Source organism: Treponema sp. UBA7570, from assembly GCA_002477955.1.
In the GTDB taxonomy this organism is placed as follows: Bacteria; Spirochaetota; Spirochaetia; order Treponematales; family Treponemataceae; genus Treponema_D.
This window is the reverse complement of record DLLE01000060.1, coordinates 1-11060: the sequence shown is the minus strand read 5'-3', so window position 1 is coordinate 11060 and position 11060 is coordinate 1. Positions and strand designations below refer to the sequence as shown.

Below are 11060 nucleotides of genomic sequence, written 5' to 3'. Positions count from 1 at the left end.
AGATTTTCGGCTATGACAAAGCCGAATTTTATTCATTCACGCTGTCCTGAACACTGTTTGCGGAAGGGATAAGCATATAGCTCTGATTTTTCTTTGGACCGTAAACCCAAAACAATGAGGGCCACCAAAGAAGAAGCCCGCTAACGAGATTTACGCCTTTAATCTCTTTGTTCAAGCCAGTATACAAATCCTTGTAGCCTTCTTTTTTTATCAAAATGTCAGGATCTTTCCAAACCGCGTTGCTGAGTTTTTTCTGGACAGGAGTTGTTCCGATTTTTTCTCCGTCAACATAAACTTCCGCGCCGTCAACATCTGTCAAAAAATTAACTCTTGTCTGCGTAACGCAAGACGCACAAAAAATCACCAGCAGAATTCCAGCCGTAACGTTTGCTCCAATTTTTTTTAGATTCATCTTTTTCTCCCATAAAAAGCCAATGAGAAAATATCAATTTTCGATTTGACTTTTTAACGCAATTTCGCAACGAAGCGAGAAATTGCAGTTGATAAGAAAGTTTGCAACGCAAACTTGTTAATAAAAACTTTGACGCTATTTTAGGCAAAGTTCTTATTACATGCTCCTTTTTAAGCTAAAGCTAAAAAATGCTACCCCCCCCGAAAAAAAGTCAAGTAGCCAAGAGAAAAACGATATTGCCAAAGCCGTTGCAAACCAATGCCCCTCGTTTAGCCCGACGCAATTGCGAAGCTTCGTTTTTTCGAGAAGTTTGTATTTCTTCTGATTCCGCTTTGTAAAACTTCCGTCTATGTCTGCTTTTATTCTGCTTTCTATTCCTTAAAATTAAGAAAAATTTTGAAAAATTATTTTTCTTAATGCCGAAAATTTGTTAGATTATTATAGAAAGAATTAGATTTTTACGAGGTACAATATGAAAGGATACATTCACCAGTTTGAGAGTTTTGGCTGCGTAGACGGTCCAGGCTCACGTTTTATAGTTTTTACTGCCGGATGCAATATGCGCTGTAAATTCTGCCACAATCCGGACACCTGGATTATGAAAGAAGGCAAGCTTTGGGAACCTGCAGATGTCTTAAAAGAAGCGCTTTCCTGCCGCTCGTACTGGGGGAAAAAAGGCGGAATTACAGTAAGCGGCGGAGAACCGCTGCTGCAAATTGATTTTTTAATTGAGCTCTTTACGCTTGCAAAAAAAGAAGGCGTCAATACTTGCATTGACACAGCTGGAGAACCGTTTACAAAAGAAGGCGAATGGTTTGAAAAATTCAAAAAATTGATGGAAGTTACAGACATTCTTCTTATGGACATCAAGCACATAAACGAGGAAGAGCACGTAAAGCTCACAGGAAAAACCGGAAAAAACATCCGCGAAATGTTTGCCTATCTCGACGAAATTCAAAAGCCAATCTGGATTCGCCACGTGCTTGTTCCAGGAATTACGGACAACGATGAGTATTTGACTCAAACAAGGGATTTTATCCGTACTCTTTCAAATGTTTACCGCGTTGAAATTCTTCCTTACCACAACCTTGCAATTTCAAAATACCGCGACCTGGGAATCAAATACGCCCTTGAAGATACGCCAATGCCGTCCGCAGAACAGATCGAAAACGCAAGAAAGATTTTGGAATGTGATAAATATACTCGATGGCAGGAATAAAATAAGAATTTGGGTGGCCGGGGGCTACAAAGCCCCGCCGGGCTTTGCGTGGCTGCGACCAAACGCAAGCGTTTGTTTGCCTTCGGCACCACTCCAATCCCTGCCACAAAAGCAGCAGGGAAAATAATTTTAGTGTTACTTTTTTGCAAGACTTGTGTTCTTTTGTGAACCGTTAAAAAAAGAAGCCACGTCTGAATTAAAACGGCCTTCGAGTTTTACCCGATATGCGCTGATTTTTGCAACGTAGTTTAGGGTATGCTGAGGTGTCTTATTTGCACGAACCCTTGTTGTACCGGCATTGTACATGGCAAGCGCAGTCACATCATTTCCTGTTCCAGCCAGATCCATGCACCAGCGCAAATGAATCATTCCGTATTTTGCGCTTACTTCAGGATTAAAAAATTCTGATTCAGTCAAATGTGGAAAAGACGCGCTGTTTAACTGGAAAAGTCCTCTGTCAACAGTCGCATTTGAATTTCTGTTGACTGCGTCCGGCTTAAAGCGGCTCTCTACAAAAGCAAGGCTAAATGCAAGGCTCAATGGAATATTGTTTCTGTCGGCATTTTCAAGGATTGCAAGTGCAACAAGACGGTTGCCTGTCACCTGAGTATAAAACCATTCAACAGATGCGCGAGAGCCAGGCTGTCTGTAAAGCTCCAGACCACGGTCATTTTCGTTTGAAAACTCAAAATATTCCGGTTTTAATCCAACTTCGAGCGCCAATTCTTCTGAATATTTTGCATTGGCCAATTCAGCATAAGAATCAAGAACAGATTCTGTTTCTCCAGAGGGAAGTAAAAAATATATCAGCAAGCACACACTTAAAAACAAAACGCTGACAGGAAGAACTTCCCTGAACAATTTTGCAGTATATGAACTCATAATGGATTCATAGTTGCACATTTCAATACTAATTTCAATTAGAGATTTTAGAATAAATTGTAATAATCTGCATTATTTTCAACAAAATTCCGTTATATGCGACATTTTTATGATTTTATGCAGGTTTTTGACCTAATAAAGCACAACGTCTTCCGTGCAGGGCTTTTTTGCAAAATAAACATACTGCGGATGTTTTTCTGAAATTTTCTCCAAAAAATCGCTCAAAACATCTGCGTCATCGGCAACTTCGCTTACAAGAGCCATTCCAATAACTGATTTGCAGTCTTTTACACGGCGCGCTGTATGCTTCATTGCGTTGTTAAACTGTCCTGGAGTCGCTTTTTTGTCGTAAACAGGCTCCAAAAAAACAAATTCGTTTTTTTCTTCGAGCACTTTTAGGCGGTCGCGCAGCTGAGCAAGAAAATTTTCATCATATTCTTCTTCTGCGCCTTCCACGTCGCTCCATTTTACAGGAAAAATCATTTTTTCTGTTACAGGAACTTCTTCTCCTGTCGTTTTATAGAGTTTATGATTTTTTGATTCAAAAATTTTTTCAAATTTCATATTTTCTCCAGCTTGTATAAATAAAAAAAGCCCCTGACCAAAAGGTCAAGAGCCTCCCCGATTTCTCGCCAAAAAACTATTCGGTAAGAATTTTTATTACTTCAGCCTTGTCCTGCGTATTAAGAATCTGCTGACGTTTTTCTGCACTCTTGAACAAAAGGCTTACTTCTGCCAAGAACTGAAGATGCGGACCAGTTTTATTTACTGGCGAAAGTGTCATAATAAAGATACGGCATGGTTCCTGATCCAAAGAATCAAAATCAACCGGATTATCAGAAATACCGATACATGCTACTAAATCTGATACAGTGTCTGTTTTTCCGTGTGGAATAGCGATTCCGTGCTTCATACCAGTAGACATTTTGCGTTCACGGTCGAGTACACATTCGCGGGCAGCAGCTTTATCAGTTACTTTTCCCGCCTTAACTAAAATTTCAAGCATCTCGTCGATGATGTCTTCTTTTGTTTTGCCCTGCAGATGAAGTTCTACAGTTTCAGGTGTTAATACTGTTCTTAAGTCCATAATTTTAGTTTACCTTCCCTTGTTACCAAAGTCAAGAATTTTTTTCTTAAAAAATAACCAAAGATACTTTTGGTTAGTTCCTGATTCTAGTTTTATTATACTACCGTTTTTGTTTTTATTGAAGTTTAAATATTGTTTTTCTATAATAAAAATGAAGTTTTTAAATTTTCGGGTCTTTTAGACAAGGGATTGAAGCGGTGAGCGCAGCGAAAACAAAGGCTTGCCTTTGGTCGAAGGCGAATTGCCGGAGCCGCGAAAAGCCCGCTTTTTGCAAAGCAAAAATGGTCCCGAATAAAAATTTAATTTATATTTATAAAAAGGAATGTTAATATGTCGGATACTTCTAAATTTTTGGCTGATATTCAGAGAATTAAAAAGCACGTGCGCGCTGACAATGGCGGAAAATACGACGGCAGAAAAGTTTGCGAGCAGATTTCAAGTCTTTTTGCCTCTTCAAACAGAAATGCAGGCGATTTGGCAAGGTCGATTGCGGATTATTGGCTGAATTCGTATATTTTTTCTTCGGCCGACGTCGAAAATGAACCTTCGCAGGAAAATATCGACAGGATTACGGTTTTTCAGAACTTTTTGGACGGAGATTCTGACGAAGATTATTCAATTTTAACTGGCGACGACTGGGAAACTCTCAAGGATTTTTGCGATGACGAAGCTGAAAATTTGGATTTGGACAGTCTGCAGAATTTTATGAGCATAATTCTTGATAACGGCGCGCTTTAGTTTTTATGATTAGCGATAACGAAATTGTAAATTTGTATTCGGAATGCAGGCTATGTCCGCGAAAATGCGGTGTAAATAGATTTGCCGGAAAAACAGGATTTTGTCTTGAAGACGCTGACCTGAAAGTTTCGGTGGCGTGCCTGCACTTTGGAGAAGAGCCTCCTGTTACTGTTCATTCCGGAAGCGGAACTATTTTTTTGACTGGATGCAACCTGCGCTGTGCGTTCTGCCAGAATTATCAGATAAGCCAGCAGGGAATGGGAAAAACTGTCTCTAAAGAGGAATTTGCAGAAATCTGTCTTAAACTTGAAAATGCCGGCGCGGAAAACATAAATCTTGTTACGCCGAGCCACCACATTCCAAAACTTGCGCAATTTATTGAAGAAGCTAAAAAACGCGGACTAAAACTGCCTGTATGCTGGAACAGTTCCGGTTATGACAGCGTTGAAATGCTCGAAATGCTCGACGGATTAGTGACGATTTTTTTGCCGGATTTTAAGACCTTGAGCTCAGAACTTTCTAAAAAACTGTGCTCGGCCGAAGATTATCCGGAAGTTGCAAAAAAAGCCCTTTTGTGGATGATTGAACACAATCCGCTTAAATTTGCCAGCGTAAAAAAAAATAGAATAACAAAACAAAAACTCCTTCAAGGCGTAATAATACGCCACCTTTTCTTGCCAGGCCGTTTTGAAGAAACTGTGGATGTGCTTTCGTGGCTCAAAGAAAACGCAGACAAAAAAGCGATAATTTCGCTCATGAACCAGTATACTCCAGTTCCCTTTGAAGGAAGCGAAGATGAACTGAAAAAACGGAAAAATGCGCTTTCGTCAATCGAAAACAGGCTTGTAAACACAACCGAAGACCAGGATCTGCGCGATATGATAGAAGCTTTTGATTTTGACTTGCTTTTTTATCAGGATTTGAGCACTGATACGGACTGGCTTCCGGACTTTACAAAACAACAGCCTTTTTCAAATAAACTGGCAAAACCTGTCTGGCACTGGAAAAACGGTTTTATTGAATAAAAAATAACCTCAAAATGTCATTTTTGCCTTCTAGTATGCTATAATGAGAAAAATGTCGATTTTTGAATTGTCTTGCAATTACTTTCTTTGCAAAAAAAATCGGCAAAAATTTTTCAAATAAATGCGCAAAACGGAGGAAAAAATGACCTTTTCTTACAATGAATTTCATATTTCGCGGACGGTCAGAAACGCCTGTAATTTTTCTGAAGGGCTTTTTTCTTCGAGCGGCAACGTTATTCTTGCGAATTTGCCAGCAGTACGGGCTTTTCAGGCAAAATTTAACGAATACTTAAAAAAGAACGGAAAAACAGAAGTAAGCGCAGGAACTCTGAACGCAATGGGACTTTTGGACGAAGTTTTTCATCTTGCATGCTGGACTTACAGAAGACAAAAATATCCTGATGCATTTAAAGAAGCTTTAGGTGAACTTGATTCGAAATTTTCTAAAGAAAAAGTCGATTCTCTTTTGACGGCTTTTTGCGAGGAATTTCCACCGGTCGCAGTTTACAAGGGCGAATGTTCAATTCAAGATTTTTTGAACACTGAAATGGTTGAACGAAAGACAAATCGCACGCGCACAAACCGGGAACAGACGCTCGAAGAGATGATTATGCTTCATCTGGCGAACGAAAATCCTGCTTTTAAGCCTTTTTATCCGCTTTTTGACGATTCTAATTTGGAAAAAAAGTCAATTTATGGCGAATCATGGAAACTTATTCAGTCTTATTTTAAGCAATTGCCTTTTTGGGGAACTTACGGCCACGATTTGATTTCGTTTTTGAAAGAACCTGTAAAATTTGCTCCGGACAATCTGCAAGAACAGTTGAATTATGTCCGCATTCATTGGTCTGATCTTTTTTTGCCGGGCGAAGGCGAAAGTGAAGATTACTGGATAAAGAGACTTTTTGGAGGAAGCGACCTTCTGTCTGAAGAATGGAAACCGGAATGGCGTCCGACAAACGGAGGAAGCCCGGACATGAGTCCTCCAAACTACGACTATTTAATGAAAGAATATGAGAGGTTTAGCAGCGACAAAGAATGGATGCCTCGCGTTGTTTTAATGGCAAAAACCGTCCTTGTATGGCTTTTTCAGCTTTCTAAAAAATACAATAGGGAAATTTCGAGACTGGATCAGATTCCTGACGAAGAACTAGATTTGCTGCGCGACAGGGGTTTTACAGGACTTTGGTTAATCGGTCTTTGGGAGCGTTCTTCTGCAAGCAAGAGAATAAAACAGTTATGCGGAAATCCTGAAGCAGCGGCAAGCGCATATTCTCTCGAAGATTATGAAATTGCTTCTAATCTTGGCGGCTGGGACGCGCTTAAAAACCTGCGTACAAGGCTTTGGCAGCGCGGAATCCGACTTGCAAGCGACATGGTTCCAAATCACACCGGAATGGATTCTAAATGGGTGGTTGAAAAACCGGATTTGTTCGTTCAAAGGCGCGACAATCCTTTTCCGCAGTACACTTTTAACGGTGTAAACTTGAGCCACGACAGCAGGGTTGCAATCTATCTGGAAGACCATTATTACTCAAAAAATGACTGTGCCGTTGTCTTTAAACGCGTCGATACTCAGACTGGCGATACGCGCTACATTTACCACGGAAACGACGGAACAGGAATGCCGTGGAACGATACAGCTCAGATTGATTTTTTAAATCCTCAGGCCCGCGAAGAAGTAATGCAGGAAATTCTGCATGTTGCAAGAAACTTTCCAATTATACGTTTTGATGCGGCCATGGTTTTAACAAAAAAACACATAAAACGGCTTTGGTATCCAGAACCAGGAAAAGGCGGCGACATTGCAACCAGAAGCGAATATGCGCTTTCGGCAGAAGAATTTGAAAAAAGAATTCCAAATGAATTTTGGCGCGAAGTTGTTGATCGTGTTGCAAAAGAAGTTCCTGATACCCTCCTTCTTGCAGAAGCATTTTGGATGATGGAAGGATATTTTACACGAACACTTGGAATGCACCGAGTTTATAATTCAGCATTTATGAACATGCTTAAAAAAGAAGAAAACTTTAAGTATCGTTCGACAGTAAAAAACACGATTGCCTTTGATCCGCAGATTTTAAAGCGTTATGTAAATTTTATGAACAATCCGGACGAAGAAACGGCAGTTGCCCAGTTTGGAAAAGGCGACAAATATTTTGGCGTCTGCACGCTTATGATAACAATGCCTGGGCTGCCAATGTTTGGACACGGACAGATTGAAGGTTTTGAAGAAAAATACGGAATGGAATATATGCGCTCTTACCGCGACGAATCTCCTGACCAGTATTTAATTGAACGGCATAACCACGAAATTTTCCCTCTTCTCAAAAAACGCTATCTGTTTGCAGGAGTTGAAGACTTTTTGTTCTACGATGTCTGGAACAACGGAAGCGTAAACGAAAACGTCTTTGCTTATTCAAACCGTTGCGGACACGAATATACACTCGTTTTCTACAACAACAAATACGAACGTGCGGCCGGCTGGATAAAACAGTCGTGCGAATATGCCGTAAAAACAGGTTCTGGCGAAAACGACAAAAAGCTTGTTTCGCGCTCACTTTCCGAAGGTTTGGGACTGAATGCACAAGCCGGCAGTTTTGTAATTTTTTACGAACAGCGCTCTGCAAAATGGTACATAAGACGCTCAAAGGATATTTGCGAACATGGAATGTTTATTGCTCTGAACGGTTTTGAAACTCAGGTCTTTATGAACATTGAGCAGAAAAAAGACAGCGACGGAAAACTTGAAGAACTTTGCAACTTTTTGAATGGAAGCGGAACTCCAGACTTAAAAATTGCCTGGCAAGAACTGCATTTTAAGGAAATCTATGAAAAATTCGGCGCTTTGCTGGACGAAACCGTAAAATTCTTTGAAGAAAACAAAAAGCCTTCTAGCAGTGAACTTAAGCTCAAACTTGAGGCGCCGCTAAGAGAGTTCTATAAAACTGCTGAAAAATTTGCACCGGCAAAGAAAAAAATCAAGCTTCCGGCAATAAAACTGGCGCCGGTTCAGAAAAAAGACAGCATCCTGAGGCTCAAAAAACAGATTTTGATTTTGCTTGAACCGCTCTCAAAAACGGGATTATGCTTAAACTGGAATTTGCAGCGCAAGATTGCAGAAAAAATCGAAGGTTCGTACAGTTTCTTTGAAAAAACATTTATTTTTAAAAGCGCAAAAATTGATGAACTTTCGCTTGCAAAACTGCTTGTAAGCTCAGAATACAGCAAGAGTTTGACAGGAACAAACGAATTTGACGGCGTAAAATGGTTTAACAAAGAGATGATGGAAAATGCACTAAAAGAAGCCGAAGAAATTCTTTTGGAGGGAACATCAAAAGCTCTGACAGAAAAAATCAAAAAAATTTTTAAGAATCTCGACAGCGCTCAGAAAAAATCTGAATACAAGTGCGAGAATTTCTTGAAAACTTTTGCTCCAAAAAAGAAAAAAACTGCGAAAGCATCAAAAAAAGATGAAAAATCTGTAAAAACTAAAAAAAAGACGGCAAAAAAAGAATAAAACTGAATTTTTTATGAGGATTTGACGGTTAGCAAGCTGATGCGCCAGGAACACGGAAGGCGGCGAAGCCGGTGCAAAGCACCGAGGGCACCGAAGCCTGTAGTACTCCGGCCCGCAAAAGCGGGTGGCGCCCTAAAAAAAACGGCGACCGATGCACTTTTGACTGTGCTCAATCACCGTTTAACGTCAAACCGCTATTTTTTTTAACTATTTGTCGTTTTGAAGGGCATCGTAGCCTGTTTCGCCTGTGCGGATTTTTACAACGCCTGTCACATCGCTTATGAAGATTTTTCCGTCGCCAATGTGTCCTGTGTAAAGGGCTTTGCGTGCCGCTTCGATAACCGTGTCTACCGGAACTTTGCTGATTACGGTTTCAACCTTGATTTTTGGAAGAAGGTTGATTTCGACTGGAGCGCCACGGTAATATTCGCTTGCTCCTTTTTGCATTCCGCAGCCCATTACATTGCTTACAGTCATGCCGGTTATTCCAATTTCGTTCATCGCGGCCTTGAGCCTTTCAAACTTGTTCTGGCGTGTAACAATTACGACCTTGTGCGCTATTGCTTCTTTTGAAGCTGTGCCGGAAACTGGAACGCTGAGAGACGGAATTTCGATGCCAGCATTCTCTGCTTCTTCGACTTCTTCTGTCGAATAAGTTGTCGCAAATCCCGCGTATCCTGAATCAAGTCCGTGCTCGAGCTTATCAAGACCGACAATTTCCTCTTCCGCTGTAACGCGAAGCCCGAAAATTTTCTTGATGACTGTGAACAAAATCGTGATTGTGACAACAGTCCAAGCGATTGTTGAAATCATTCCGAGAAGTTGAAGACCGAGGCACTCAAATCCACCGCCGTAAAAAAGTCCTGCAAGCTGCTCGCCAGCCTTATTTGCAATTGAATATCCAGGAACTGCCGGGTTTGCAAAAAGCCCTACAGCGATTGTTCCCCAAATTCCGTTAAAACAGTGAACTGCAACTGCTCCGACAGGATCGTCAACATGAAGTTTGTAGTCCAAAAGCCATACGCCAAATACAACCAGAAGACCTGCGACAATTCCGATTATTGAAGCGCCAAGAGCGTCCGCGACATCACAAGGAGCAGTGATTGCAACAAGACCTGCCAATGAAGCGTTCAAGCACATTGAAACATCAGGCTTTCCGTATTTAATCCAAGTGAAAATCATACAGGTAACAGTCGCAACTGCCGGAGCGATTGTTGTGGCAACGAAGATTGAACCGAGCTGGGCAACAGAAGTCGCAGCCGCACCGTTAAATCCGTACCAACCCAACCAAAGGATAAATACACCGAGCGCGCCGATTGGAATATTGTGGCCTGGGAACGCGTGAACCTCAGTCACTTTTCCGCTCTTGTCGCGTGTAAATTTTCCGATGCGAGGACCGACCATTGCAGCTCCAATCAGAGCGCAGATTCCGCCGACCATATGAATACAGTTAGAGCCTGCAAAATCGTGGAACCCAAGCTGCGCGAGCCAGCCGCCGCCCCAAGTCCAGTGCGCTTCAATAGGATAGATTACCGCAGAAATCACAGCGGAATAGACGCAGTAAGAAAGGAACTTTGTGCGCTCCGCCATTGCGCCGGAAACGATTGTCGCTGTTGTCGCGCAGAATACAAGATTGAACACAAAGCCTGACCAGTCAAAATTGCCGTAATCTGTAAAAATCTGCCAGTTCGGCTTTCCAATCAAGCCGAAAAGCGCGTTTTCGCCCAAGAAAAGTCCGAATCCAATCAAAATAAACACCACAGTTCCAATGCAGAAGTCCATCAGGTTTTTCATGATGATGTTGCCCGTATTTTTCGCACGGGTAAAACCTGTTTCAACCATTGCAAATCCGGCCTGCATCCAAAATACGAGGGCGGCGCCTAAAAGAAACCAAACGCCCCACAAGTCGCTAGAAACCGACTTTACCGCTTCCATTAGTGCAGCTGAATCCATAAATTACCTCCAAAAAAAAATTCAAAAAAAAGCGCGCGGACAGTCCGGCTAAAAAACGAACAAAATCCGCACGCCATTGTGCTTAAAACAATACTTTTACTGCCGTGCTATGCGACAGCATTTGTTACAATAAAATAAGAATTATGGAGAGGGGAAAAGCCTTTCCCCTGCGCCGCACTTTGTCGCTTTGCTCCGCCGTTGCGCCGACACCCCATTCTCCTAGGGGC

At 41.5% G+C, this 11060-nt stretch carries 9 protein-coding genes; 4 read left to right on the top strand and 5 right to left on the bottom strand.

The genetic code is table 11. The features are described from left to right. Positions 1 to 28 precede the first annotated feature (28 nt). A complete protein-coding gene (locus B4N75_RS07975) occupies positions 29 to 412 on the bottom strand; it encodes a PEGA domain-containing protein (RefSeq protein WP_296707079.1) in 384 nt (127 codons plus the stop codon). 472 nt (positions 413 to 884) lie between these two features. Between B4N75_RS07975 and pflA the strand changes: the two genes are divergently transcribed. Continuing rightward, positions 885 to 1631 carry a pyruvate formate-lyase-activating protein gene (gene pflA, locus B4N75_RS07970; RefSeq protein WP_296707077.1) on the top strand — a complete coding sequence of 249 codons (747 nt, stop codon included), beginning with the start codon at positions 885 to 887 and terminating at the stop codon, positions 1629 to 1631. A 135-nt stretch (positions 1632 to 1766) separates the two neighbouring features. Here the strand turns inward: pflA and B4N75_RS07965 are convergent, their stop codons facing one another. From B4N75_RS07965 to B4N75_RS07955, 3 genes are all read right to left on the bottom strand, one after another. Then, a complete protein-coding gene (locus tag B4N75_RS07965) occupies positions 1767 to 2513 on the bottom strand; it encodes a transglycosylase SLT domain-containing protein (RefSeq protein WP_296023330.1) in 747 nt (248 codons plus the stop codon). Between the two features lie 132 nt (positions 2514 to 2645). Continuing rightward, positions 2646 to 3077 carry a hypothetical protein gene (locus B4N75_RS07960; RefSeq protein ID WP_296668348.1) on the bottom strand — a complete coding sequence of 144 codons (432 nt, stop codon included), beginning with the start codon at positions 3075 to 3077 and terminating at the stop codon, positions 2646 to 2648. 76 nt (positions 3078 to 3153) lie between these two features. Beyond that, positions 3154 to 3600 (bottom strand): PTS sugar transporter subunit IIA, encoded by a 447-nt coding sequence (locus B4N75_RS07955; RefSeq protein ID WP_296023337.1) that lies wholly within the window; start codon positions 3598 to 3600, stop codon positions 3154 to 3156. Between the two features lie 330 nt (positions 3601 to 3930). Between B4N75_RS07955 and B4N75_RS07950 the strand changes: the two genes are divergently transcribed. The 3 genes from B4N75_RS07950 to B4N75_RS07940 all read left to right on the top strand — a co-directional run bounded on the left by B4N75_RS07950 (position 3931) and on the right by B4N75_RS07940 (position 8880). Further along, positions 3931 to 4338 (top strand): hypothetical protein, encoded by a 408-nt coding sequence (locus tag B4N75_RS07950; protein ID WP_296668346.1) that lies wholly within the window; start codon positions 3931 to 3933, stop codon positions 4336 to 4338. Positions 4339 to 4343: 5 nt separating this feature from the next. After that, entirely contained in the window at positions 4344 to 5363 is a 1020-nt protein-coding gene (locus tag B4N75_RS07945; protein ID WP_296668344.1) for a radical SAM protein, read from the top strand. A 142-nt stretch (positions 5364 to 5505) separates the two neighbouring features. Continuing rightward, on the top strand, positions 5506 to 8880 hold the full coding sequence (locus tag B4N75_RS07940; protein WP_296707075.1) for an alpha-amylase family glycosyl hydrolase: 3375 nt from the start codon (positions 5506 to 5508) through the stop codon (positions 8878 to 8880). A gap of 207 nt (positions 8881 to 9087) precedes the next feature. On the opposite strand, the gene B4N75_RS07935 is transcribed toward B4N75_RS07940, so the two are convergent. Beyond that, positions 9088 to 10833, bottom strand: a complete 1746-nt coding sequence (locus B4N75_RS07935; protein WP_296023355.1) for an ammonium transporter — start codon at positions 10831 to 10833, stop codon at positions 9088 to 9090. Between the last annotated feature and the right edge of the window lie 227 nt (positions 10834 to 11060).

Bases quoted from the DNA above. Each gene is read 5' to 3' on its own strand.
- B4N75_RS07955 (WP_296023337.1), bottom strand. From the start codon at position 3,600: ATGGACTTAAGAACAGTATTAACACCTGAAACTGTAGAACTTCATCTG.
- B4N75_RS07935 (WP_296023355.1), bottom strand. From the start codon at position 10,833: ATGGATTCAGCTGCACTAATGGAAGCGGTAAAGTCGGTTTCTAGCGAC.
- B4N75_RS07940 (WP_296707075.1), top strand. From the start codon at position 5,506: ATGACCTTTTCTTACAATGAATTTCATATTTCGCGGACGGTCAGAAAC.
- B4N75_RS07975 (WP_296707079.1), bottom strand. From the start codon at position 412: ATGAATCTAAAAAAAATTGGAGCAAACGTTACGGCTGGAATTCTGCTG.
- B4N75_RS07950 (WP_296668346.1), top strand. From the start codon at position 3,931: ATGTCGGATACTTCTAAATTTTTGGCTGATATTCAGAGAATTAAAAAG.
- B4N75_RS07960 (WP_296668348.1), bottom strand. From the start codon at position 3,077: ATGAAATTTGAAAAAATTTTTGAATCAAAAAATCATAAACTCTATAAA.
- B4N75_RS07945 (WP_296668344.1), top strand. From the start codon at position 4,344: ATGATTAGCGATAACGAAATTGTAAATTTGTATTCGGAATGCAGGCTA.
- pflA (WP_296707077.1), top strand. From the start codon at position 885: ATGAAAGGATACATTCACCAGTTTGAGAGTTTTGGCTGCGTAGACGGT.
- B4N75_RS07965 (WP_296023330.1), bottom strand. From the start codon at position 2,513: ATGAGTTCATATACTGCAAAATTGTTCAGGGAAGTTCTTCCTGTCAGC.